Here is a 24,465-nt window from a genome sequence, read left to right on the forward strand (position 1 = left end):
ACTGTATTAAAGATAAGGATTATTTAAACGCCACCACAGAGACAAAGTTTAAAAACTGAAACCACGTCAGATGACGCTCAAATCCAACATCACTCAAGCGTGCATGATGCTCATCTAAGGTATCCGTAATGAGGACATTTTCTAGCGCATTACGCTTGCCGCTGATTTCCATTTCGGTATAGCCATTGGCACGTTTAAAGTCGTAATAGCGCTCAACCAACCATGCATCGTACTGCTCATCAAACGCATGGGTCTTTTCAGTTAGCACTAATATGCCGCCTTCGCTAAGCGCATTATAGATATTCTCTAATACCGCTACCCGATCTGCTGCTGGTAAAAACTGTAGCGTTAAATTCAAAATCACCATATCGCATGGCTCAAGCTTGACGTCGCGAATGTCAGCAGTGATGACTTCGATGTCATGCTCAGGATAATTTTCACTCAGTAGCGTGGTCGCCTCTGTCGTCATCGCTGGTGAGATATCAATCGCTTTGATCTGCAAGTCTTGCGGCTCAAACTCGCCTGCCAAGGTCATACTTGCGGCACCAAGTGAGCAGCCCAAATCATAGATGCGACTGACACGTTGACCATTATCATCCTGCTGGCGATATTTGCAATGACGACGAGCAAAGATAGGCAGCATCGCGAGCACTTGACCATAACCAGGCACACTGCGACGAATCATATCAGGGAAACAAGCCACCACTTGCTCATCGAAAGAAAAGCGCGCTGCTTTATCGAGTGGCGTGGTGAACGGTTTGTCAAATAGGGTGTCATGTTTGATAGCAGACTTGGATTGGCTCATGGTGCGACTCATTTTTGGATAATAGAACTTAAAGTAGGAAATAATTACTTTCATGCTTGTCATTATTTAGTTAAAAGCTGCTCAACGTAGCAAAAGCCCATTATAACATTACTGTTTGTTACTTATCGCGGTCAGATGCCCTGCTAAGCTGATTAGGTAGCGCTAAGGGTAATAAATTCTTCAAAGCAATAAGTCATTGAAAAATGACGCCATTGCATCCAAATAAAGACCTTAGCCCATCTCTATAACAACATCTATAATAATAGGAAAAATTATGCAAACCATTATATTAGGCGGTGGCTGTTTTTGGTGCACCGAATCAGTATTTTTATCTGTAAAAGGCGTGCAATCTGTCGTGTCAGGCTACATGGGCGGTGACGCGGTATCTGCCAACTATGAGGCAGTCTGTAGTGGTACGACAGGACACGTTGAAGTCATCAAGGTTGAGTTTGATGACTCTATCGTCCCGCTAGAAGTCATCCTAGATGTTTTCTTTGCCACTCATGATCCCACCACCATGGATCGTCAAGGTAATGATGTCGGTAGCCAATATCGCAGTGTGGTGTTTTACACCGAAGAAGATCAAAAACCAACCGTCGACCGTACCATTAATAAATTGCGTGATATGGGTGTCAATGTGGTCACAGAAATACATCCTGCTGTTGAGTTTTATCAAGCAGAAGAAACCCATCAAGACTTCTTTAATAGAAACCCAGGACAAGCTTATTGCAACTTTGCGATACCGCCAAAGCTTGCCAAATTGCGTAAAGAGTTCAGTAAATACATGGTGAGCTAAGCAAAATATTAAATAAGAAACTACTGAAAAGGCATAGTTCTTAGAGCGACTTTTAATCATAGCCAAATGCTTATTATATAAGTGTTTGGCTTTTTAATATCTTTAGCATCATCACCCAAAAGATTATTATAAAAATAACTAATAATATGAACCTTAACCAATAAAGGCTAACGTATGAACCCTGAATTTTGGCAAACGCGCTGGCAAGAGAAACGCATTGGTTTTAATCAGTCTGAAGTGAATCCGTTATTAATGAAGTGCTTTAGCCATTTAAACGTGCCCGCTGGTGGTCGAGTATTTGTGCCTCTATGTGGTAAGTCGATTGATATGGCATGGCTAGCAGCACAGGGCTATAATGTCGTTGGCATTGAATTGGTTGAGACAGCCGTGCAAGAATTCTTTACTGAGCAAAATATCGTGCCTACTGTATATCAGCATGCGGATAATCCAGCTATCAAATATTATCAAGGTCAGCTGGCAGGACGAACCATCACGCTATGGGTCGCTGATATTTTTGCGCTAACGGCTGAGGATATTGGCTTTGTCGATGCGATATATGATAAAGCGGCATTGATTGCCTTACCAGCCAATATGCATATGAAATATAGCGAGCAAGTGCGACAGCTTAGCGATACTGCTGATAAAAAATTTGCACCGCAATTATTAATCACGCTCAATTATGATCAAAGCAAAAAGAATGGACCGCCCTTCTCCATCAGTAGCGAACAAATACAGCAATACTATGGCGAGCACTATCAAATTAACGAACTGATAAATGAACCTGCTACAATCGGCTCCGCACCTGAGCTAACAGTCACTGAGCATGTTTGGCTGTTGAATTAAACATAAGCTTAATTATCGCAGTGATTCGATAGTGATTCGATAGTGATTAAGCGACGATTAAATCATAACGGAGAAACCTAATGAAAGTTCTAGTTAGTCTCGTAAGCTTAATCGCTTTTTTACTGGTGGCGTTACCCGGTCCGCTTTATAAATATGGCATCGTCGATTTGGGTACCGCCTTTACAGGATTTAAATTCGGTGTGTTTGCCGGAATTGCCGCCCTTATCTTGCTCGTTTTACAAATGATATTTAAACGCAAAACAGTGACGCTTGGCAGCACGGTAATAGCGCTGCTACTGTCTGCTATTGCCATAGCTATGCCGCTTAGCATGATGAATAAAGGCAAAAGTGTACCGCCTATTCACGATATATCGACCGACTTGATCAATCCACCTAAGTTTGAGGCCATTGCCCCACTACGCGCTGATGCGCCAAATCCCGTTGAGTACGCAGGGGAAGCAACTGCAAAACAACAGCGTGACGCCTATCCGGATCTGCAAACCTTAACCTATACGCAATCACAATCTGAATTGGTCAAGGCAACTGAACAAGCCGTCAATAATTTAGGCTGGGAATTGGTAAATAGCGATGCGGATAAAGGCATCATTGAAGCGACAGATAGTACGATGTGGTTCAGCTTTAAAGACGACGTTGTCGTACGTGTAACGGATAACGGCAGTGAGCGTTTGCTTGATATTCGCAGTAAGTCACGGGTTGGCGGTAGTGATTTGGGCAAAAATTCTGAGCGTATTCATGACTTTATTAATGAGTTGGATGGGGTTTTGGAGGAGTAGTTGGGTTTGGTTAACTATAAGAATCAGCGATGCTTGCTACATAAAAGGCAGCAAGCATCGGTTTCAAATGGCAGTATTATGCCAATTTATTCACGATATACTCAAGTTCCCTATACTGTGGGAAATCTTTAACCAATGCTAGAAAACTATCTTTGAAAGTGCTATTTTCTTGCAATTGATAGATATCATCACACACATTAAATAATGGTAGATATGTTTGAACCAACTTAATTAAATCAGCTCGGTGATTAATCAACTCATTATGGTTTAATTTTAATATATCTATTGATTCATCGGCATCTTTTTTATGTTTATCACCGAACAACTGAGCGGATAAGGGATTCATTTTAACGCTATCGTCACAGTCAGTATGCAGCGGATGAACTTTTATCTCCTTACTTTGCTTTGCTATGTTGCAATGCTTGTTCGAAACACAGCTTAACAGTAAGTTATCATAACTAAACTGGAGTTTTCGATGTTGATGCTTATCTTGCAAATGTTCTACGCTCGCGCTTTTGGTAGATATTTTTTTGCAACAGTAACAGCACAGTCCATGCTGCTCAGTATGTAAATGCTCTCTTAAAATCTCTTTTTCATCGAAAGGTAAATCGTTCCAATTGAGCGTATTATGTTTCTTAATCCACTTAGCAGTTATATCGGGCATAGAGCCTGTTTTATTAATCTTCTGCATAACTTTCTAGCCCTCTTTTTTTGCTGCAAGTTGGGCTTGAGTGAGATGCAATCGACAGCGCAGTAATTCTAAATTCTCTGGCATCTGTTTTTCTAATTTTATAATGTAATTCTCTGCACTCTCAAAATTTTTCTGATAAATAAGTTCTGCAACATTATCGAAGTCTGCTTGTGCTTCTGGATCTCTAATTGGCACATCAAATACTTTAGTTAGAACCGTATTGACATCTTCACCATAAATATTTGGTACTTGAGTTAGCTCACCATCATCAAGGGCATAAACCAAAATATCAGGCCGATCACTGATAACATGTGGCGAATGTGTAGTTAAAATAAATTGTACATTGGGGAAAGTTTTGACGAATTTATCAATTAAGTCATGCTGCCACTTTGGATGAAGATGCAAATCCACTTCATCAATCATAACCACGCCTTCACCTTCTAGCGGATTATCAAGGCTAGGATTAAGCAATGCTAAACGGCGAGCAATATCTCCAACTAAAGCTAATAAAGACTTTTCGCCTTGAGAGAGTTGTTTAACGTCTAGTTCCTCTCCGTCTTTTTCAACAATCATAGTGGGTGTGCCTTGACGACGTATACGAGGATTAGTTAAGTCCGTAAACTCTTCAATTGCTATTCTCACTACTGTTAACTGTTTATCACTAAATAATCGACGTGAAAGAAGTTCCTCAAAATTTGTCTCAAAATTTCGTATAGCTTCACGTAGTTTCTGCACCTCTTTACTCGAAAACTCTTCTAGCTTACCTTTTTCAATATAGGTTTCCTTTAAAGACCTCATGAAAATATCAGCAACATCTTCCTCTTTATCCTTCACCTTAGCTTTAGAAGAAGCGAAACTTTCATTCTCTATATCTTCACGCTCTCGAAACCATGAAAAGAAAGTTTCAAAACTGACCGAACTTTTTAATGCATCTTCATAAGCTGTTAATTGATTTGTAGTCGAGTCTTTGTTTATATCCATGGGTGTTGAGATTACGCCCCTATTTACTGGATAGTAAGCTACTATAGGTAAACTTATATCTTTGCTTTTCTGAAAGTTTTTTGAATATACTTTAATCAGTTCATCAAAACCAGTTCTTTGTACACCATATGATGCAGGTACTAGAATCTCTTTTCTAGTTGAGTTTGTATTTAAAATCTCCATTCCTATACTTTCATCATAGAAAGACAACTCTAGTTCTGAATAATCCTTATTATTCATAATCTGGTATTGTTCAATATATTGACCTTCGTCGGATTCTAGGAAACCATGCTCCTCAAATTTTATAACTGATATCTCTTTGTCATAATTAGATAATCCGTTCACAAACCAACTCAAACTCGTCGCCAAAGCCTGCAAAATTTGCGACTTACCCGCGCCATTATTACCCACGATAACAGTGACATTACCCGCCTTTTCAGAAGTTGGCGCAAAGTCTATTTTTAAGTCTTCAAAGCGACCATAGTTTTGTAGGTGTAAGTGTTTGACTTTCATTGTTTACCTTATTTTTATAGGTAGTAAATATTTAGGTATTTTATCAATTTCTGTGGTAATTCTTACCTATCAGTATAACAACTTAAAAGACAAGTAAGGAATGCTATTGTTTTGGGAAAAAAGCCTCAACGTACCTAAAACCCTCTCCTAACCTCACGCCAACGTCCATTTATAGTAACTGAGTGCTTCGATACCTTTTCTTTACTATTTAGATTGGTTACTCTAAGTCCATACTGCCTTAACCAGTTCTGCATCCTTTCTTAATGACCACTTTGACGTTTATAGGATATTTTCATGCGTTTGACTCCAGTTTCTACTTTATCGCTACTTAGCCTTGCTGTTGGTTTGAGTTTTGCTAGCACTGCCCAAGCCGCCCGACCAGAAGCACCAAACTTGTCTAATGCCGAGCTACAACAATGTCTAGATGGATTAAAAAACTCTAGTAAGTTTAGCGGAGTTGATGGTTATACCTTTAACAACTATCGCCCAAGCCAGCCTGATCCTAGCGTCATTCAATCGTTGAACTATCAACCAGAGTTTCAAAAAGACGTTTGGGATTATCTCTCATCGCTGGTCGATAGCGAGCGCGTAGAGGACGGTATTCGTGCCAAGCGCCAGTGGGCAGATACTTTGCGTAAAATCGAATCACGCTATGGGGTCAAAGCCGAGCACGTATTAGGCGTCTGGGGTGTTGAGTCAAACTTCGGTCAGACATTGGGCAAAAAGCCGTTGTTTGAATCCTTAGCGACGCTGTCTTGTTTTGATCGTCGTCAGAGCTACTTCCAAGGTGAATATGCCAATGCGCTAAAAATCGTCCAAAATGGTGATATCGCGCCAAGTGATATGACTGGCTCATGGGCAGGTGCTTTTGGGCAAACGCAGTTTATGCCGAGCACTTTTTTAGAATTGGCCGTTGATTTTGATGGCGATGGTCGTCGCGACTTAGTTAATAGTGTCCCTGATGCGCTAGCCTCTACCGCTAACTTCTTGGACAATCGTGGTTATCGTACTGGCGAGCCGTGGGGTTATGAAGTCAAATTGCCCAGTGGTTATTGGGCCGCGTCTGACCGAAAGAACAAAAAGTCTATCAGCCACTGGCGCGATCAAGGTCTAACGCTCGCCAATGGCAGTCCATTGCCTTACGACTTGAATAGTGCAGGATTACTATTACCTGCAGGCGCTGAAGGTCCTGCTTTCTTAGTGGGTAAAAACTTCGATACGTTTTATTCGTACAATGCGTCAGAGAATTACGCTTTAGCCATCGCACATTTATCAGACCTAATCACTAAAGAAGACAGCAGCAAAACTGACTTCGTCACTGCTTGGCCTACCGACGATCCGGGTATCAGTCGCCAGCAAGCAAAAGACATTCAGCAAGCGCTGTTAAATGCTGGTTATGATATTGGTGAAGTCGATGGCATTATTGGAGACAATACTCGCACTGCGATTCAGCAGTACCAAACCAGTAAGGGCATCTTCCCCGCTGATGGACGCGCAGGACAGAAATTTTACCGTTCAATCATTGGAAACGCAGGAAACATAGCTCCAAGAAGTACACAATATGGCAATCAATATGGTCAACCAGCGAACAGTCAGCCTTTACAGCCTGCCTCTGCTGATCGCATGGGACAGTTGATTCAACGACAGACGAGCACTCCCAACACTTACTCACCTCAGTCATCGGTTCAACCATCGAGTTCTGGCAATACGCGTTATCGTCGCGTGACGAGTGCTGATGGTAGCGTGAAGCTCGTACGTGTTGACGAAGGTTCATAGCACGACGGCATGTCCTCATTTTTATTACTATTTTTAAAATGAGAACATGCGCTAAGTTTCTGATAAACCTAATTGTTATGGATTAAAAAAAGCCACGCTAATATGATTAGCGTGGCTTTTTTTTGATCAATCGGCTATCTATAGATATCGATTACCTATTGAGATCATTTATACGATCGGTGGTGGATTGGGTTTACCATTATCACCATCCCAATTTTCACGGGCTTTATCATCCAGATCCGCAGGCGTCTTCGGCTCCCATTTACCATTTTCTTTCCAAGTATCGTCGCCCCAATCTTCGTCTTCCTGTTTTTTGTCCCAATCTTTATAGGCTTTACTAGGGTCGATGCCACGGCGCTTCATGTCTGCCACTTGCTCTTCTAGTGTGTGATACTGTTCAGCATCGTGCATGGTTTTCTCTAAACCATCAATCTCTTTTCTTAACTCGTCATGTTTATCATTACTCATGATAGTGCTCCTTAATCAGTCAATATTATTATGCGCTTTTATGTTTGTCGTTTTTACGGTAGATAAGTTTATATAGGCTAGTACACCATTTGAACCGTTTTTATCTCAATAACTATTGTTCCAATAACCAATATCATAAAATATTTTTTACGTTAATGAGCTTTATTATCAAGAGTCTTGGCTAAATTCACAACCGTTACCGCGTATGCTTTGTATTACAAAACGTAGTAGGAAGCACAGGAAATCTGTTGACAATCCTTACCATGCCATTGATTAAAGCTTATGATGACCATCACTGAGTCCGAATGGCCGGTTGTTTATTTTTTAATAGGTTTTGAGCATAGAAAGTTAATTTCCACAATTCTTGCGAGACCCGCGTACCATAAGTCGTTAACTGTATCCAGTTAGCCGCGACCAGCTGGCGTTGCAAATGGTTCAGGTCCTTTTGGGAGATTTGACAGCGTGCTACGGCGTGTACATTGGGCATCTCTTGTTTGATGTCATGCTCAGCCTTGGAGGCGATGAGACGATTCATGGCACTTTGTAAACCGTAACTTGAGAAAGTCGCAGGTATCTTCATCAGCGTGCACAATACTTCCTGCCAACTTAATGTCATCGATCTAGTGACATCTGTCAAGTTGCCACCAGCATAGGCTTGCGCGCTATACTGAATAGAAAAAGTATCTGTTAAGACAATCGGCTTGCTAACACTATCCGCAACACCTCCGTCGACAACACCGCTATTTTGTTTCAGCGGCGTATTCATAGGAGGCCGAGAGATTATCGAATCAGGTGAAGCTTGTTTGATTAATCTTATCGATTCTTCGCTGACCTTTAACCACACGTCTTTTACATTATAGTGAATCACCATATTATGGTAGGCCTGGATAAGCAGTTGCTCGATATCTGTATCCGCATCATAATAATGAACATGCTTGGCTTGCTGGGTGACTGTGTTGATAAACTCTTGCAACTGCCGACTGATATCTGCACCCTGGTGATGCTTTTTGACTAATATTAGTAAGGGCTTGAGTTTGGCTTTGGCATTCAAATAGCTTAAATGCATTTGACTGACACCAGTATTTTGTACTGTGCCGTAGCTATCCCCGACGACCATTAGCGCATAATCGCACGCATCGATACATTGGCGGCCATACAACGAGGCTTTTGGCAATTTGCTGGAAACATCGTAGGTTAGAAATGCGCGCGCCTGAAAAAAAACCGCCAAACTGTCCAGCATTAGCAACTGATCGTTGTCAGCGCATATGACATGAATGTGATAACGACGGTTTGGCAAAATAACCTCTGCGCTTGGGTGATGACAGGAATAAATATGAACGTAAAAATAGCACAAATATCATGTCTTGCACAGCCCAGCATAATCCTATGGAGGTACGCTCAGCTTATTTTATAATCAGGTCTATGCTGTCTAATACAGATATAGCGAGATGGTTATAAACAGTTTTTTCTTCGCCTATCAATGTCAACGCTTACTAGGCCGTATCTTCATTTTGAAAATAGTAATAAAGATAAGAAAAACAGCACAGATAATATCAATCTATTGACCAGCTATTTAACGCCATTTGGCAAGATTTAGCTATTTTGGCTCATCTGGTTGCTTCCGTTTAGATATGATCAATTGAATTTAGGACACGCCCTGAGTATAGTACTGTAAGCACGTCTCTTTACCCAGTAAGCGCTGTATTAGCATAACCAACTTATCATCATATTTGGTCGCATAAAAAGTCAACGGAGGTCGATTTTTTTTACCCGTCTCCCTACCTTCTATACCATCATTTTTCGCACGACTATCAAGTAAGGCAGACAACTGGTTTGCAACCAAGAGTTGCTTGACCCGCTCAGCGATCGCTTGTCCTGAATCCACCACTTGTATCGATAGTTGCTGCTGCGCAATCCCATCCAACAAAAATGCTTTAAAAAATGGATAATGGGTACAGCCTAGTACCAACTGATCCACTCCATCTTGTGCAAATATCTGTAGCTGCTGCCGTAACCGCTTCGCAGTCTCACAATTCTCTGGCATACCTGCCTCTACCCAAGGTACCAACTGTGGATCGAAATATTTGGTCACTAGTGTGCGATTAGGACTGGCAATAGCAGTAATGACTTCATTCAGTAACATGCCATTCAAAGTTGCTTTGGTAGCCAATACAGCAACGTGTTTGCTCTTACTGGCCAACACTGCTGGCTTGAGCGCTGGTACCAAACCGACGATAGGCAACTGCGGATAACATCGTCTAGCTGTCTCTAAAGCATAGGCAGAAGCACTGTTGCAGGCAATCACAATGAGCTTGCAGCCCTGCTGATACAGCCACTCTACTGCTGTCAGGGTCAAGGCTTCGATATCTTCACTATCACGATTGCCATACGGCACATGCAAGGTATCTGCATAATAAATATAACGCTCGGCAGGCAGTTGCTGGGCTAAATGCAGATAGACAGACAGACCGCCTATACCAGAATCAAATAAGCCAATCGGGGCGTTGCGCTCTTGATTAATCATAGCTTGGCTAACCGAAGTGGCATTTTTAGCGGTATCAATAACAGATTTTTTAGAATCTCGCTTTTTAACAGAAATAGATGACCTCTCAACCATGTTTAATAGATTGGTTGCAGCAATATTCATCGGTACGCTACCGCTGTCTTCATATCGATACCTTCATTTTGATAGCAATTTTCAAATGTTACTCTTAATATAGAGCTTTACTCTTAATGTAGAATACTACTCTTAATGTAGAATACTACTCTTAATGTAGAATATTACTCTTAATATAAATAGAAAGGCAGCTTATCGCAATAATAAATAAGACTTAGTAATAATTAGCCAGTTGGCATAGAAAGCTCGTAAGATCGACCACCACTTTGCAAGGTTAGTATCGTCTCACCTTTTTGCTCTGTCAGTTCGCCGATTTCAGTCAAATGATAAAAAACATTACGACCAATTAATGCAGTCAAGCCATTTCTGACTGGCATATAAGGTCTTACTTGCACGTCAGATTGGTCGTCAGTAGTACCATCAAGGCTATAAGCCCGTAAAGTAATTGGATGCTCGTCATCTAAACGTACCACATCACCAGTCGTTGTGGTAAATTCTAACCAGCTATTATTAGCTTCATCGACGATACCGACATCATTAATCAATAATGGTGCATCTTCTACCTGAATGCGAAGTTTTTGTACGGGTGTCTTTAAAAAATACTCTGCTACGCCATTATTTTCTTCTTTCCATAAGATAGTGGCAAATAAGCTCACCAATGACTCTCTGGTCATTTGTCCGCCTTCATGCCACCACTCACCGTTGGCTTTAATCACCAAATCCATATCATCCACTTGTTCAGGGTGCCATTTTTCCAGTGGTGGTATCGCTCTTCCCTCGCGTGTGCCTGCGGCAGACTTTAGATATTGGTTAAGTGCTTTCATTGGATTTTGGTTGGATGCCACGTTCTGTGGGCTATTAGCGCTGCTTTGTATATTATTATCCATCTTACTATTATCATTACTCATCAGTTGATCCTTTACCTAGTAATTAAAGTTTGGCAAATCTGTTATTACTATAAATTTTAGTTTCGGGTATGATGAGACCATATCAACATTATACCTTTACTACATGAATTTCACCTTAACACTGATACTCGTAAATGCGTATCGTGTTTATAGGACTTTTCTTTTATAATGAGTAACGATTTTTTATTGAAACAGTCAAGTGAGCGTTGTATTAACGACACATTTTAGCTGATGTGTTAATAGTTTTTCATTAACTGGGTTTAACTACTAGGTTTAGTTTAATAGCAACGTTGTCAATTGATGCCGCAAAGACAGTTTCTGTCGAGCAGCCATATGTCTGAGTGAAATTAGCGCCGCAAGCCTTATTATGCAATTGTTAAGCTAATGATGCCCTGAGATAAGCCACTAAAAGTTTAGGAGTAGGTATGCAAGAGCAAGACAATCAAAAGCCAGTCGTCGACGGTGATAGCGTTCACACTGATGCACCAGTCGCGACAGATACGGCCAAGCCAGACACAACAACACCAGAGTCAACGACGCTGACCAAAGAAGTGCCAGCTGAAGAAGTTGCTGTCGAAACAGCCGACCTTGATAAAGCAGAGACCAATGAAACTGCTACTACAGAAACCATTGAAACGGTCGCCGTGGATAAAGAGCCTGCTGAGAAAGTAGCGGTCGAAAAAACACCTGAGCCAGTAGTAGAACCTGTCGCGGCAGAGCCTGAGATTGAGCGCGAATCCATGGAATTTGACGTTATTATCGTTGGCGGCGGACCTGCTGGTCTATCTGCTGCGATTCGTCTGCGTCAGCTCGCTATTAAAGCTGGCAACGATGAATTTATGGTTTGTGTGGTCGAAAAAGGCTCTGAATTCGGTGCTCATACCTTATCTGGCGCTGTTATCGAGCCGCGTGCTTTAAATGAGCTGATACCAGACTGGAAAGAAAAAGGCGCACCGCTAAACGTACCAGCCACCGAAGATCGCTTCTACTACTTAAATTCAGCCACGCGCTCTACTAAAGTGCCAGATCCGTTGATTCCAGCACCGATGCACAATGACGGTAACTATATTGTCTCGCTAGGTAATGTCGTTCGTTGGTTGGCAGTACAAGCTGAAGAGCTAGAAGTCATGATGTTCCCAGGCTTCCCAGCTGATGATATTTTGTATAACGACGATGGTTCGGTACGCGGTATCTTAACTGGTGATATGGGTGTCGCCGCCAATGGCGAAGCCAAGCCAAGCTTTGAGCCAGGTTATGAGCTGCTTGCCAAATACACTATTTTTGCCGAAGGCAGCCGTGGTCATCTAGGCAAACGCTTAATCAGCCGTTTTGATCTTGATAAAGACTCAGATCCTCAGCATTACGGTATTGGTCTAAAAGAATTGTGGGAAGTTGTCCCAGAGAAACACGAGCAAGGCGTGGTCATGCACGGACTTGGCTGGCCATTGACCGAAACGGGTTCTACTGGTGGGTGGTGGTTATACTTCGATGAAAACAACCAAGTCAGTTTTGGTCTCGTCGCAGATCTGTCCTATCACAACCCGTACATGTCACCATTTGATGAAATGCAGCGCCTAAAGACGCATCCTGTCATTAAGAATGTATTAGAAGGTGGTAAGCGCATTTCTTACGGTGCTCGTGCTTTGACTAAAGGTGGCTTAAACTCACTACCAAAATTCACCTTCCCAGGTGGTGTATTGGTCGGTGATGATGCTGGATTCTTGAACCCAGCAAAAATCAAAGGTACGCATACGTCGATGAAGTCAGGCATGCTGGCAGCCGAAGCTATTTTTGAAGCATTACAAGCAGATCGTCAGCATGATGAAGTGATTGCTTATACCACCATGTATAAAGAGTCATGGTTGTATAAAGATAACTACGAGTCGCGCAACTTCTCACCTGCGATACATCGTATGGGTCTGTTTATGGGTGGAGCGTTTACCTTTATCGAGCACAATTTATTGAAAGGTAAAATGCCATTTACCTTGCACGATAACCTTCCAGATTACGATCAGTTAGAGCGTGCCAACCACGCTTATCAGCCCACCTACCTCAAGCCTGATGGCAAGCTGATATTTGACAAGTTGTCGTCGGTATTTATCTCTAACACCAACCATACCGAAGATCAACCAACGCATTTGAAACTCACCGATCAAACGGTGCCTATTTCAATCAACTTACCCCTATATGCTGAGCCAGCACGTTTGTACTGCCCAGCGGGTGTATACGAAGTGGTCAAAGATGCGGAAGGTGCTAAGTTTGTTATCAATGCGCAAAACTGTGTGCATTGTAAAACCTGTGACATCAAAGATCCTTCGCAGAACATTACTTGGGTAACGCCAGAAGGTGGCGGCGGTCCTAACTATCCAAACATGTAAGTCATGATTGAGATAAATAGAAATCAATAAAAAACCGCTCTTAATAATAAGGGCGGTTTTTTTGTACTTATACATTTTATTTAACAATCGCAACTAATCTGTCAACTTAATCCGTCCAGGCATCACGATTGGCTTCGTCTTTTAACTTCACAAAGTCATCAGGATTGAACTTAATCTGATCTCCTGTTTTGCCTTCTTTCACTTGGCGCTCGTAGTCACGCAAAATTCTAAGTGCTACTGGAGACAAAAGCAAAATCGCCACTAAGTTGACCAAGGCCATCAGACCCATCGACAAATCAGCGAAGTTCCAGATGGCAGGCAAACTAGCAATCGCACCGACAAAGACCATACCCAACACCATAAAACGGAAAATCATAATCATCACTTTGGCGTTTTTGGCACCAGAGATAAACTCAAGATTTGATTCACCGTAGCTGTAATTGGCAATAATGGACGTAAATGAGAAAAAGAAAATAGCAATTGCAACGAAGACCACACCCAAATCGCCAACATACTGGGACAAGGCCAACTGCGTAAGCTGAATACCTTCTTGCTCAACGTTCGGGTCAACCACACCCGATAAGATAATAATCGATGCGGTGGCAGTACAAATAATCAGCGTGTCCATAAAGACGCCCAGCATTTGCATAAATCCTTGCACTGCTGGATGGTCAGGATGACTTTTTGCTGTTGCCGCCGCATTCGGGGCTGACCCCATACCTGCTTCGTTAGAAAACAAACCACGCTTGATACCGTTAATCATCGCCTGAGCAATACCATAACCGATGACCCCGCCCGCTGCCTGCTCAAAACCAAAGGCGGATTTTACAATTAACGCAATCGCTGCGGGGAATTGGCTAAAGTTCGTGACGATAATGAATAGTGCCAATAAGATATATAAAATCGCCATCACCGGCACAATTTTACCCGCGATACGAGCCACTGAGCGTAAACCACCAAACACCACTGGCGCCACCAGTACTACTAATATTAAGCCTGTCATCCATGTTGGAATACCAAAGGCTTCATTGGTTGCTTGAGCAATGGTATTTGATTGCACGCCATTGAACGCCAAACCAAAAGCCACCAGCAAACATAACGAGAAAAATATTGCTAGCCAGCGTTTACCCAGACCTTTTTCAATATAGTAAGCTGGTCCACCGCGGTAAACGTTATCGTTATGCGGCACCTTGTATGCTTGCGCCAAAGTAGACTCAATAAAGCTGGTCGACATGCCGACTATCGCTGTCATCCACATCCAAAAAACAGCACCCGGACCACCGAGATAAATAGCAATTGCGACCCCTGCCAAGTTACCCGTACCAACGCGCGCCGCGAGTGAGGTCATCAAGGCTTCAAACGAGCTGATACCACCATCTTTGCGCCCTTGGTTTGAGACACGTAACAGCTGCCACATATGACCAAAGTGGCGAAACTGTATAAAACGTGTGGCCACGGTAAAATAAAGACCTGCGCCAATCAGCACGAACATCAGTAATCCATACCAAGGATTGCTCGCAATTAACCAATCATTGTTACCCCAGATGATACTGACACCATAATTTACGATGTTATTAAACCAACTTACTATCCCTTCGTTCATATGGACTCTCTACTCATTCTTTATATACGTTACTTAAATTTTATATTAATATCATATTTTAACGATTCAAAACCTCACAAGGTTATGGACAAAATGTCTGATACTAAAACATCCTGTGCATGATATAGATATTAAATGACTTGCGAGTATCACGTTTGGTTATCCGTTTTATATATTTATTTCTAAAATAAATAATGCTTGTATCTCATATTATATAGAATATATATAAACAATAATTTAGCTGCATACACTGAACATTTTTCGTACAATTTCAGTAATATCGTTTTTATAATAGTAACCAAACTAATTATCAATATATTCCCCATAATTTATGCTCAGTTGTTTGCAATGATATTTATTGAATCGTGCTAAGATGAATTTCATATCTATTTGTGCTGCTTTTATAATTACCAGTCAGCACAAAGAGTTAGAGTGCTCAAAACATTAAAACTCTTGTCAGGAAGACGAGATTGCAAAAAAGACACTGGATAGTCCACCCTTTCTGCCTTCCTCAAGAAATGCTGTTTTTACCATTCGATGGTTTAGATCAATGGTTTCAATCAATGTGATGCCTACAAGAGTAGTTGCTTTTATTTTAAGTAAAAAACCACCAATAAATAAACATACTATTGCGCGTCATCGTTTTCATTATATAAAGCAGTACGTGTCTATTTTTTATATTGATTTTTTTGATAAGAAATAACCACTGTCTTTTTTATATTGTTGGTATTTTTTAGGTAAGACAAAAGGAGTTGTCCTATGAAAAATCATAACGATCCATCCGGTTATTGGCGTGCCAATATCCGTCTCATCATAGGTAGCCTAGTTATTTGGGCACTATGCTCGTACGGCTTTGCTATCTTATTACGTCCCCTCTTAGCTGGTATCAAGATCGGTGGTACTGACTTGGGCTTTTGGTTTGCCCAACAAGGATCCATCGGGGTGTTTATTATTCTGATTTTCTTTTACGCATGGCGTATGAATAAGTTAGATAAACAATATGGCGTAGACGAGGAATAGCCCCATGAGTCAATTTGTAGTTAATCTTATATTTGTGGGTCTATCCTTCGCTCTGTATTTCGGTATCGCGATTTGGGCCCGTGCTGGTTCGACCAGTGAATTTTATGTTGCAGGCGGCGGTGTCCATCCAGTCGTTAACGGTATGGCAACCGCTGCTGACTGGATGAGTGCAGCGTCATTTATCTCAATGGCAGGTCTTATTGCTGCTGGTGGTTATGGCGCTTCCACCTATTTGATGGGTTGGACAGGCGGTTATGTTCTACTCGCGATGCTCTTAGCCCCTTACTTACGTAAATTTGGTAAGTTCACCGTTCCTGATTTCATTGGTGATCGCTTTTATTCCAAGACGGCAGCTATGATTGCTGTGGTGTGTTTGATTACCGCATCGACCACTTACGTTATCGGTCAGATGACCGGTGCTGGTGTTGCATTCTCGCGCTTCTTAGAAGTTGAAAGTACCACTGGTCTGATTATCGCAGCAGTCGTTGTATTCTTTTACGCGGTATTAGGCGGTATGAAAGGGATTACTTACACGCAGGTTGCACAGTATGTCGTTCTAATGATTGCTTATACCATTCCTGCGGTTTTCATCTCACTTGAATTAACGGGTAACCCTATTCCAGGTCTTGGTTTGTTCTCAAATCATGTTGAATCAGGTGTTCCTATTTTGACCAAGCTGAATCAAGTGGTTACTGACTTAGGTTTTGCATCGTATACTGCTGATGTGCCTAACAAGCTAAACATGGTGCTATTTACCTTGACGCTTATGATCGGTACTGCAGGTTTACCACACGTTATCATTCGCTTTTTTACGGTTCCTAAAGTGGCTGATGCGCGTTGGACCGCAGGCTGGACATTGGTATTCATCTCGCTACTGTACTTCACAGCGCCTGCAGTTGGTGCGATGGCGCGCTTAAACTTAGTAGATACTATCTATCCACAAGGTGTCGAAAATCAACCTATTCTCAATAATGAGCGTCCTGACTGGATGAAAACATGGGAAGAGACCGGTCTCATTAAGTATAACGATCTAAATAATGATGGTCGTATCCAGTTATATAACGACAGTGGACTTGGTGCCGCTCAAATAGCCCTTAATACGGCTCAAGCTGATGGTGGCGACGTTACTACCGCAACGGCAGCGGTAGAAAAAGCTCGCATTGCACATGATGCAGAACTTGATGGTCGTTTTGCTGATGCCGGATGGGCAGGTAACGAGCTTGATGTAAACGCTGATATCTTAGTACTTGCTAACCCAGAAATCGCGAATCTGCCATCATGGGTAATTGGTCTTATCGCTGCAGGTGGTTTGGCAGCAGCCCTATCAACAGCAGCTGGACTACTCCTTGCGATTTCATCAGCGATTAGTCATGACTTAATTAAACGTAACCTAAACCCAAATATCACTGATAAACAAGAGCTAAAATATGCTCGTATTACGATGGGTGTGGCGATTGTTGTTGCGACCTACTTAGGTATTAACCCACCAGGGTTTGCTGCGCAGGTTGTCGCCTTAGCATTTGGTATTGCGGCATCCTCATTGTTCCCTGTGTTGATGATGGGTATTTTCTCTAAACGCATTAACAATCTTGGCGCTATTGCAGGTATGTTGACTGGTTTAATCGTCGTTCTTGTCTATATCTTTATGTTCAAAGGTTGGTTCTTTATCAGTGGTACTGCTAACTTCCCTGATACTGAAGAGTACTGGTTATTTGGTATCTCACCATTATCATTTGGTGCAGTTGGTGCGCTGCTTAACTTTATCGTAGCATTCGCCGTATCTTATGCTACTGCGCCACCACCAGCACATATCCAAGAGTTGGTTGAGAGCGTACGTTCTCCACGTGGCGCTGGCGGTGCAGTCGACCACTAAGCTTGCAACTGAGGATATATCTTCTGTTAAGATATCACTCACAGGCAGTCACTGCTTGTGAGTGATTTTTTTATCTGATCGCCATAATAACGATACTTTATATTCTTCCTTTATCCAATAAGTTCAATTAAACATATCTCACGCATTAAGGAATATTTTATGCTTTTTGAGTTTATCGCTACCATCGCTGCCGCATTTGGCATGGCTGGACTAGCACTTATCATAACTCACCTCAGCAAACTGGCAGGCAAACGTGCCCCTAAATGGCTGATTCCCTTATTTGCTGCTATTGGTATGTTTGCATTTCAGATAAATCAGGAGTACAGCTGGTATGGTCAACAAGTGGAGAAGCTACCAAAAGGTGTAGAAGTCGTCAAAACAGCGAAAAGCACTGAGTGGTTCCGCCCATGGTCTTATGCTAAGCCGCAAATATTACGGTTTATCGCTGCCGATATTGGAAATGCGAGTGTACAAGTAGATAACCCAGATATACATTTATTCAATTTATATTTATTTGAAAGACGAAGAGCCGTAGAGACAGTCCCTCAAGTTATTGATTGTAGTATTCCTGCACGTGCAGACTACGTGATACCTGAAAAAGGCAATACGCTATCAATTGATAAACATGTAAAGCAAACGACTGCATGGCGAGACCTAGCAACAGATGATCCGCTATTCATCAGTATTTGCACTGATAAACAAAGCTAACGAATTGAGAGAGATTTAGAACAGTACATCCATCAACAGGGAAGTCTTCAAAGAGACATGTGATGATAAGGCAATATTTTAGACGAATAAAAAATCTGAAAATACTGCCTTATTTACTTTGCTTTTCAATGATGAGACGTTGTCGTATAAGTGTGCTTAGAATTGGCACCTAGCAGCAGCCCCGCACATAAACCACCAAAATGCGCCGCGAATGATATACCTTCTTGCGGCATTAAGCCTTCTTTGATAGTGAGCCAATACCCTGCCCCCATAACGATACAAGCGATTAAATAACCCCAACGCCGAGCGAACACGGCTCCCCCTATCATATAACCAAGCATCGCGAAGCATAACCCTGATGCCCCGATATGAATTGATAGCGGCGAGCCAATGACCCAAGTGACCAAACCGGAAGCGATAATGAGCTTAACAATCGTACGATAAGCATTGTTCTCAAAAAGCCCAAATAAAAATAAAATTTGTAATAAAGTTACACTATTGCCAAGCAAATGTGAAAAATTGCCATGCATCGTCCATGAAGCAAACACCCCAATCATGCTACCGATATCAAGAGCACGCGGCACGATGCCAAAGATATTCCACAGTCCAAACAGCGCAAACTTATTGAGAAAAAACATACCCCACATCGGCACTAAGACAAAAGCATATAAGCCGATAACTTGCTTGATTCGTACCAATATCAACGTGAGTAATTGCCGCCACTTCATATAATCTTTTATCCTATTGATTTTATTTTATTCAACAGACCCTAATGGTTCACTGAAAACAGTGGTTGCTGTATCGGCTTGAATGATAATAATGAAGCATCTTTGTCCGCTGTTAAATAACTATTGGCATGCAGTAACGACGTTGAATGATAAGGCACTAAGGCGGTAGGAACAAAACTGCGCGCGGCATCGATATGTTTAATAGAGTCATCAAAAAAGATATGTGGCGCAAACGTTCTAAGTACAGCCGTTTTTTCCAGACCTCCTAAGAAAAACGCCATATCAACATTGACGCCCCACTCTCGCAATGTCTTAATCGCACGCAGGTCAGCGGGTGCATTGCGAGCCGTCACCAACGCAATCTTTATGGGAGAATATTGAAGGCCTGCTGGTAGACGCTCTTGCAAGTTCGATAGCTTAATTAATAATTCAGCATAAGGCCCTTTCTCAATTGGCAAGTCACGCATTTGTGCTTCACGATCATGAAAGGCACGTAATCCTTTTTGCTTATAGAGCAGCTCACCTGAATCATCAAACAGCACGGCATCACCATCAAAAGCGATACGCAGCTGATTGGTATCCAATTTATAAGTATTAACAGGGGTCGCATCCAATATCGCACAAGCGCAGATATTGGTATCAGCAACTTGCTGCGCATCCTCACGATTGGTGGTCAAAAACAGATCAATATTAAAATCTCTGATATAAGGCGAAACAGGACTACCCGATATGAATGCTGATCGAGAAATATTGAGTCCATGTTCACGAATGGCATTGAGTACTTGAATACCCGTATCTGGACTGCTTTTCGAGACAATCACTACTTCGACCAAAGGCGCTTCAATATCAGGGAGCTGTACAGTATCGTCTTCACAATAATGATTCAAATTTAGCAGTGCTTTGATAAGCGGATAGCCCGCGCCAATATTTAACGGCTCGTTTTCACGCGCTGCCATATAGTCACGAAACTCTTTTATAGCACTTTCAGGCCGGTGTTCTAATAGCTGTAATAGATAATTTTCTGATTCTGCTAAATCAAACAGCGCGGTTGCAGAAATCGCGACTATGAGCGTGTTACTAAAATCGACAGCCATAAATGTTTACTTCTATTCTAAATATTCAAAATGATAGCGTTTTATTTTACTACATATATAGGCAAGCTGTGTGGCTACTCCTGCTAATCACAACAATCCTCAATATATATTTTTTACGACAAAAAAAAGACTGCAATCGCAGTCTTTTTTAGGTTTCAAGGAACACTTAGCTAATATCAGCACCATCATTAATGACAAAACTTACAATCATAATGACATGATATTTAGTGATTTTTCCATCAGTAACCCCTACTTTTTGCTCTTTTATCCAAGCGCCTTCAACATTATTAACGGTCTTAGAAATCCGTTCAATACCTTGTTGAATAGCATCTTCAAAACTGGTTTCAGAGGTACTACTGATCTCGATATTCTTGGCAATTGTCATAATATTTCTCGCATCCATGTGATTCTAAAATGAGTGTTTTAAGACAAGCTTATCGTAGAGATAATATTTCAAAGCGATGTCTCTCATTTATTCTAGCGTTATACATAGTACGCAACAATGCTTCAGTGTTATTTTATGTAGGAATTAACTTAATAGCACTAAAGATATCGCTGGAAACGCGACCAGAATAACCAATCGAATCACATCAGAAACAATGAATGGGGCTACCCCGCGGAACATATCGGACAGTTTGATATGCGGAGCCATTGCCTTAATCACGAAAATATTCATTCCCATCGGCGGCGTTATCAATCCAAGCTCTACCGTCAATACGGCAATAATACCAAACCATACTGGATCGAAGCCTAAAGCAACAATGATTGGATACACCACTGGAATGGTAATAACCAGCATCGCTAAAGCATCCATGAACAACCCTAGGAGGAAGTACATGATCAAGATACAGATCAGTACGACCATTGGACTCACTGCTAACGTACCAATCCATGTCGCTAATGTATAAGACAAGCGTGACACTGAGATAAAATAGCCCAAAGCTTCTGCACCCAGTAGCATAAAGAAGACCACTGCTGATAATGCGAGCGTCTCAATCAGCGATTGCTTAAGGCCTTTCATACGCATGCCTTTAACAAAAGCGTAAGCCCAAGAGACAAATGCACCGACTGCTGCGCCTTCTGTGGGAGTGAATAGCCCAAAGAAAATACCCGCAATAATCACGATAAAAATGAAGCTAAACGGTATCAAACCGGTTAACGATATGAGCTTCTCTTTCCAAGTAGTCGACTCGCCACGACGCGCTAAATGCGGTTTCCAGCGTACCATAATCATGACAGTGATTGAGTACATCACCATCCCTAACATACCAGGCAAAAAGCCTGCAATAAACATGTCACCAACGGACTGCTGAGTTAGGATGGCATAAACCAGTAGAGCAATACTAGGCGGAATCATAATACCTAATGTGCCACCTGCTGCTAAAATACCACAAGCAAAACCAGGTTGATAACCATACTTCTCCATCTGTGGCAACGCAACTTTCGTCATAGTAGAGGCAGTAGCTAATGATGAGCCTGAAATAGAAGCAAAAATACCAGATGATCCGATACCCGCGATACCAAGACTCCCTCGTACTCCACCAAAAATGGTTCGGGTAGCTTCAAACAACTTTCCTGCCATACCTGAATGTGTGGCAAAGACTCCCATTAAAATAAACAACGGAATAGCACTAAAGTCATATTTTGCCAAGACATCTACCGGAATGTCTTTGAGCATCTGTAAAGCACCGCTTGGCGCAGTCACTGCCCCAAAACCAACCAATCCCACACCCAACATGGCAAGTGCCACTGGCACTCGCAGGACAACAAGCAGGATCATGATGACTAAGCCAATGGCTCCAATAATTTCTGGACTCATGCGCCTGTCTCCTCGGCGTCAAAGAACTCGCCCGTTTTAAAGATATTAATGGATTCGATTAGCGAGCGAATAGCGAGTAAAAGACTTAAGAATGCACTAAATGCATAGATGGGCATCATTGATAGTCGAAGATCTTGGGTAACTTTACCGTATTCTATGGCATCAATGGCGCTCTCATAGAGACCCCATGAGAACACAATACCAATGACAAAAAAGCCCATCATAAAGATGCCCATCATGTAGCCTTTAACGGCTTGAGGCATCTTTTGAGTAAAGACATCAACGATGATTTGTGAGCGTTCGACGAAAGCGGCAAAGGCGGCAAGCAAGGAAAATAGCATGAAATAAGACACAATTTCCACGCTACCCTTGACCGTAAATCCAAACTCACCACCAGTGAGCTTGAATATATAACGAGCCGTCACATCCAACATGGTGGTTAGAACAATAATAATAAGACTGACACCACCAAAAAATTGGCATAATCTAGAAATAAAGGTACTGATTTTGACTAAAAATGCCATGTGACACCTCCAATAGGTTATACCTTACAGGCAGCACTGGCAGCTTTGGCCTTTTCATAGACACTATCAGCATCCAAACCTAAAGCATTAACGTCTTTTAGATATTTTTGCGTTCCTCTTTCGAGCGGACCTTTCCAATCTGGATCATTTAGTGGATCAGGAATTTCGATAATTTCGTCACCCTTATCTTTGGCAGCTTGAATTGCCATCTGGTCATGCTTATCAAACACTTCACCGACCTTATTAGCCAATGCCATCCCTGAGTTTTTATCCAAGACTTGTTTTAGATCATCAGGCAAATTATCATATTTATCTTTGTTCATCGTCACCATAAGCGCTGAACTATAAAAAGGAATATTGGTATGATATTTCGTAATCTCATCGATTTTGAAAGCGGTTACTGCTTCCCAAGGGAAACTCAAGCCATCCACAACTCCGCGCTGTAAAGAGGTATACATGTCATTAGCAGGTAGACCTACCGGTGAAGCGCCAGCACTTTCGATGATATCACCAGCCACGGCTGAAGGACGACGGATACGCATACCTTTCATATCTTCAGGCGTTCGAATTAGCTTGTCAGTGGTATGAAGTGCACCAGGACCAGCACCGTACATAAACAGGAGATGAGAATCTTCATACTCACTAGCAAGTGTGCCATCATCATAAAGGGTCTGGAGCATACAACCCATTTGAGTGGCTGAATTTGATAGTCCGGGGAGCTCAGTAATTTGAGTTAAAGGGAATCGACCATTAGTGTAGCCATGAGCCTGTGAGCCGATATCGATCGTACCTTTCGCAGCAGATTCATAGGTAACATCTGCTTTAGCAAGACCTGCTGAGGGATACAATTCTACTTTCAAGCGACCATTAGAATCTGTCTCTATTTGTTTAGCCCAAGGTTCAAAAACCTCCGTACTAATAGATGATGTTGCTGGCCAAAAGTGAGAAAAGCGTAAAACGGTGGTTTCTTGAGAAGTTGCTGATGAGCCATCAGTAGTATCAGCGGATTGGTTAGAACAGCCTAAAAGACTAATCGCTGCCAAGGCACCAATTGAAAAAAGAGGAGCTAGCTTCATTATCAATTCCTTTTGATAATTATGAGATGAGGAGTAGAGCTTACGTTTAGCACTCTAAGTCGATGAAATAATTAATCATTTACAAAGTAAAAACGTCTTTCTAATAAATCTGCAATAAATATACTATATAAAATTAGCAGCTATAATGATATAAGTCAAATCATTTTGAGCATATAAGGTAATAATCCATTCAAAAATAAGCATAGATTAACGAAACTCAATGGACAAATCTAATAGTACTCTCAGATACTAAATTTCGACGGATTACCGACTGCAAGCAAAATATTTTAAACAACGAATGTTTGTAAAGAAGTAAACCGCACCCAAAGCTAAACCCCCTTACACTTTCGCGTAAGGGGGTTTAGCTTTTAGAATAGAGAGCTGACGATGACCTACTCTCACATGGACGAATCCACACTACCATTGGCGCTACGATGTTTCACTTCTGAG

General features: G+C 41.8%; 22 protein-coding genes. 8 read left to right on the top strand and 14 right to left on the bottom strand.

Features of this window, described 5'->3' with window-relative positions; translation table 11 throughout:
• Window positions 1-19 precede the first annotated feature (19 nt).
• Window positions 20-817 carry a carboxy-S-adenosyl-L-methionine synthase CmoA gene (cmoA, locus tag IOD06_RS12320; RefSeq protein ID WP_194621118.1) on the bottom strand — a complete coding sequence of 266 codons (798 nt, stop codon included), beginning with the start codon at window positions 815-817 and terminating at the stop codon, window positions 20-22.
• Between the two features lie 262 nt (window positions 818-1,079).
• Here cmoA and msrA point away from each other — a divergent pair, with 262 nt between their 5' ends.
• From msrA to IOD06_RS12335, 3 genes are all read left to right on the top strand, one after another.
• Window positions 1,080-1,601 (top strand): peptide-methionine (S)-S-oxide reductase MsrA, encoded by a 522-nt coding sequence (msrA, locus tag IOD06_RS12325; protein ID WP_189586668.1) that lies wholly within the window; start codon window positions 1,080-1,082, stop codon window positions 1,599-1,601.
• Between the two features lie 174 nt (window positions 1,602-1,775).
• Complete coding sequence (gene tmpT, locus IOD06_RS12330) at window positions 1,776-2,444, top strand: thiopurine S-methyltransferase (protein WP_194621094.1); 669 nt, start codon at window positions 1,776-1,778, stop codon at window positions 2,442-2,444.
• Between the two features lie 80 nt (window positions 2,445-2,524).
• Window positions 2,525-3,238, top strand: coding sequence for a DUF1499 domain-containing protein (locus IOD06_RS12335; RefSeq protein WP_194621095.1), 714 nt, complete (start codon window positions 2,525-2,527; stop codon window positions 3,236-3,238).
• 76 nt (window positions 3,239-3,314) lie between these two features.
• On the opposite strand, the gene IOD06_RS12340 is transcribed toward IOD06_RS12335, so the two are convergent.
• On the bottom strand, window positions 3,315-3,929 hold the full coding sequence (locus IOD06_RS12340; protein WP_194621096.1) for a retron system putative HNH endonuclease: 615 nt from the start codon (window positions 3,927-3,929) through the stop codon (window positions 3,315-3,317).
• A 6-nt stretch (window positions 3,930-3,935) separates the two neighbouring features.
• Window positions 3,936-5,423, bottom strand: coding sequence for an AAA family ATPase (locus tag IOD06_RS12345; protein ID WP_194621097.1), 1,488 nt, complete (start codon window positions 5,421-5,423; stop codon window positions 3,936-3,938).
• A 294-nt stretch (window positions 5,424-5,717) separates the two neighbouring features.
• On the opposite strand from IOD06_RS12345, the gene IOD06_RS12350 reads away from it, so the two are divergent.
• Window positions 5,718-7,199 carry a lytic murein transglycosylase gene (locus IOD06_RS12350; protein WP_194621098.1) on the top strand — a complete coding sequence of 494 codons (1,482 nt, stop codon included), beginning with the start codon at window positions 5,718-5,720 and terminating at the stop codon, window positions 7,197-7,199.
• Between the two features lie 168 nt (window positions 7,200-7,367).
• Here the strand turns inward: IOD06_RS12350 and IOD06_RS12355 are convergent, their stop codons facing one another.
• The 4 genes from IOD06_RS12355 to IOD06_RS12370 all read right to left on the bottom strand — a co-directional run bounded on the left by IOD06_RS12355 (window position 7,368) and on the right by IOD06_RS12370 (window position 11,192).
• Complete coding sequence (locus tag IOD06_RS12355; RefSeq protein ID WP_010197759.1) at window positions 7,368-7,667, bottom strand: hypothetical protein; 300 nt, start codon at window positions 7,665-7,667, stop codon at window positions 7,368-7,370.
• A gap of 292 nt (window positions 7,668-7,959) precedes the next feature.
• Window positions 7,960-8,964: a DUF4062 domain-containing protein gene (locus IOD06_RS12360; RefSeq protein ID WP_194621099.1), complete on the bottom strand. Its 1,005-nt coding sequence runs from the start codon at window positions 8,962-8,964 to the stop codon at window positions 7,960-7,962.
• Between the two features lie 348 nt (window positions 8,965-9,312).
• Window positions 9,313-10,314 (bottom strand): glutamate racemase, encoded by a 1,002-nt coding sequence (gene murI, locus IOD06_RS12365; protein WP_194621100.1) that lies wholly within the window; start codon window positions 10,312-10,314, stop codon window positions 9,313-9,315.
• Between the two features lie 194 nt (window positions 10,315-10,508).
• Window positions 10,509-11,192 (bottom strand): DUF1285 domain-containing protein, encoded by a 684-nt coding sequence (locus tag IOD06_RS12370; protein WP_194621101.1) that lies wholly within the window; start codon window positions 11,190-11,192, stop codon window positions 10,509-10,511.
• A gap of 740 nt (window positions 11,193-11,932) precedes the next feature.
• Here IOD06_RS12370 and IOD06_RS12375 point away from each other — a divergent pair.
• Window positions 11,933-13,570, top strand: a complete 1,638-nt coding sequence (locus IOD06_RS12375; RefSeq protein WP_189586788.1) for an electron transfer flavoprotein-ubiquinone oxidoreductase — start codon at window positions 11,933-11,935, stop codon at window positions 13,568-13,570.
• Between the two features lie 106 nt (window positions 13,571-13,676).
• Here the strand turns inward: IOD06_RS12375 and IOD06_RS12380 are convergent, their stop codons facing one another.
• On the bottom strand, window positions 13,677-15,173 hold the full coding sequence (locus IOD06_RS12380) for a sodium:alanine symporter family protein (RefSeq protein WP_194621102.1): 1,497 nt from the start codon (window positions 15,171-15,173) through the stop codon (window positions 13,677-13,679).
• A gap of 759 nt (window positions 15,174-15,932) precedes the next feature.
• Here IOD06_RS12380 and IOD06_RS12385 point away from each other — a divergent pair.
• The 3 genes from IOD06_RS12385 to IOD06_RS12395 all read left to right on the top strand — a co-directional run bounded on the left by IOD06_RS12385 (window position 15,933) and on the right by IOD06_RS12395 (window position 18,774).
• Window positions 15,933-16,193, top strand: a complete 261-nt coding sequence (locus IOD06_RS12385) for a DUF4212 domain-containing protein (protein ID WP_194621103.1) — start codon at window positions 15,933-15,935, stop codon at window positions 16,191-16,193.
• 4 nt (window positions 16,194-16,197) lie between these two features.
• Window positions 16,198-18,066 (top strand): sodium:solute symporter family protein, encoded by a 1,869-nt coding sequence (locus IOD06_RS12390; RefSeq protein WP_194621104.1) that lies wholly within the window; start codon window positions 16,198-16,200, stop codon window positions 18,064-18,066.
• A 159-nt stretch (window positions 18,067-18,225) separates the two neighbouring features.
• Window positions 18,226-18,774: a hypothetical protein gene (locus IOD06_RS12395; protein WP_194621105.1), complete on the top strand. Its 549-nt coding sequence runs from the start codon at window positions 18,226-18,228 to the stop codon at window positions 18,772-18,774.
• Window positions 18,775-18,899: 125 nt separating this feature from the next.
• Here IOD06_RS12395 and IOD06_RS12400 read toward each other — a convergent pair whose 3' ends face one another.
• From IOD06_RS12400 to IOD06_RS12425, 6 genes are all read right to left on the bottom strand, one after another.
• On the bottom strand, window positions 18,900-19,502 hold the full coding sequence (locus IOD06_RS12400) for a rhomboid family intramembrane serine protease (protein WP_194621106.1): 603 nt from the start codon (window positions 19,500-19,502) through the stop codon (window positions 18,900-18,902).
• A 41-nt stretch (window positions 19,503-19,543) separates the two neighbouring features.
• The gene (locus tag IOD06_RS12405; protein ID WP_194621107.1) at window positions 19,544-20,596 is read right to left on the bottom strand and encodes a 5'-nucleotidase; all 1,053 of its coding nucleotides are present in this window, start codon (window positions 20,594-20,596) and stop codon (window positions 19,544-19,546) included.
• Between the two features lie 166 nt (window positions 20,597-20,762).
• Complete coding sequence (locus IOD06_RS12410; RefSeq protein ID WP_194621108.1) at window positions 20,763-20,981, bottom strand: dodecin family protein; 219 nt, start codon at window positions 20,979-20,981, stop codon at window positions 20,763-20,765.
• Window positions 20,982-21,125: 144 nt separating this feature from the next.
• Window positions 21,126-22,415, bottom strand: a complete 1,290-nt coding sequence (locus IOD06_RS12415) for a TRAP transporter large permease (RefSeq protein ID WP_194621109.1) — start codon at window positions 22,413-22,415, stop codon at window positions 21,126-21,128.
• The gene (locus IOD06_RS12420; protein ID WP_010197787.1) at window positions 22,412-22,939 is read right to left on the bottom strand and encodes a TRAP transporter small permease; all 528 of its coding nucleotides are present in this window, start codon (window positions 22,937-22,939) and stop codon (window positions 22,412-22,414) included. Before IOD06_RS12420 ends, IOD06_RS12415 begins: the two co-directional genes overlap by 4 nt.
• 17 nt (window positions 22,940-22,956) lie before the next feature.
• The gene (locus tag IOD06_RS12425; RefSeq protein WP_189586626.1) at window positions 22,957-24,015 is read right to left on the bottom strand and encodes a TRAP transporter substrate-binding protein; all 1,059 of its coding nucleotides are present in this window, start codon (window positions 24,013-24,015) and stop codon (window positions 22,957-22,959) included.
• Window positions 24,016-24,465: the final 450 nt, after the last annotated feature.

The organism is Psychrobacter sp. N25K4-3-2, assembly GCF_015351755.1.
Lineage (GTDB): Bacteria > Pseudomonadota > Gammaproteobacteria > Pseudomonadales > Moraxellaceae > Psychrobacter > Psychrobacter glaciei.

Coding starts and splice junctions, on each gene's coding strand:
- cmoA (WP_194621118.1), bottom strand. CDS start 817: ATGAGTCGCACCATGAGCCAATCCAAGTCTGCTATCAAACATGACACC.
- IOD06_RS12340 (WP_194621096.1), bottom strand. CDS start 3,929: ATGCAGAAGATTAATAAAACAGGCTCTATGCCCGATATAACTGCTAAG.
- IOD06_RS12385 (WP_194621103.1), top strand. CDS start 15,933: ATGAAAAATCATAACGATCCATCCGGTTATTGGCGTGCCAATATCCGT.
- murI (WP_194621100.1), bottom strand. CDS start 10,314: ATGAATATTGCTGCAACCAATCTATTAAACATGGTTGAGAGGTCATCT.
- tmpT (WP_194621094.1), top strand. CDS start 1,776: ATGAACCCTGAATTTTGGCAAACGCGCTGGCAAGAGAAACGCATTGGT.
- IOD06_RS12390 (WP_194621104.1), top strand. CDS start 16,198: ATGAGTCAATTTGTAGTTAATCTTATATTTGTGGGTCTATCCTTCGCT.
- IOD06_RS12405 (WP_194621107.1), bottom strand. CDS start 20,596: ATGGCTGTCGATTTTAGTAACACGCTCATAGTCGCGATTTCTGCAACC.
- IOD06_RS12345 (WP_194621097.1), bottom strand. CDS start 5,423: ATGAAAGTCAAACACTTACACCTACAAAACTATGGTCGCTTTGAAGAC.
- IOD06_RS12400 (WP_194621106.1), bottom strand. CDS start 19,502: ATGAAGTGGCGGCAATTACTCACGTTGATATTGGTACGAATCAAGCAA.
- IOD06_RS12380 (WP_194621102.1), bottom strand. CDS start 15,173: ATGAACGAAGGGATAGTAAGTTGGTTTAATAACATCGTAAATTATGGT.
- IOD06_RS12355 (WP_010197759.1), bottom strand. CDS start 7,667: ATGAGTAATGATAAACATGACGAGTTAAGAAAAGAGATTGATGGTTTA.
- IOD06_RS12370 (WP_194621101.1), bottom strand. CDS start 11,192: ATGAGTAATGATAATAGTAAGATGGATAATAATATACAAAGCAGCGCT.
- IOD06_RS12335 (WP_194621095.1), top strand. CDS start 2,525: ATGAAAGTTCTAGTTAGTCTCGTAAGCTTAATCGCTTTTTTACTGGTG.
- IOD06_RS12420 (WP_010197787.1), bottom strand. CDS start 22,939: ATGGCATTTTTAGTCAAAATCAGTACCTTTATTTCTAGATTATGCCAA.
- msrA (WP_189586668.1), top strand. CDS start 1,080: ATGCAAACCATTATATTAGGCGGTGGCTGTTTTTGGTGCACCGAATCA.
- IOD06_RS12415 (WP_194621109.1), bottom strand. CDS start 22,415: ATGAGTCCAGAAATTATTGGAGCCATTGGCTTAGTCATCATGATCCTG.
- IOD06_RS12410 (WP_194621108.1), bottom strand. CDS start 20,981: ATGACAATTGCCAAGAATATCGAGATCAGTAGTACCTCTGAAACCAGT.
- IOD06_RS12395 (WP_194621105.1), top strand. CDS start 18,226: ATGCTTTTTGAGTTTATCGCTACCATCGCTGCCGCATTTGGCATGGCT.
- IOD06_RS12350 (WP_194621098.1), top strand. CDS start 5,718: ATGCGTTTGACTCCAGTTTCTACTTTATCGCTACTTAGCCTTGCTGTT.
- IOD06_RS12425 (WP_189586626.1), bottom strand. CDS start 24,015: ATGAAGCTAGCTCCTCTTTTTTCAATTGGTGCCTTGGCAGCGATTAGT.
- IOD06_RS12375 (WP_189586788.1), top strand. CDS start 11,933: ATGGAATTTGACGTTATTATCGTTGGCGGCGGACCTGCTGGTCTATCT.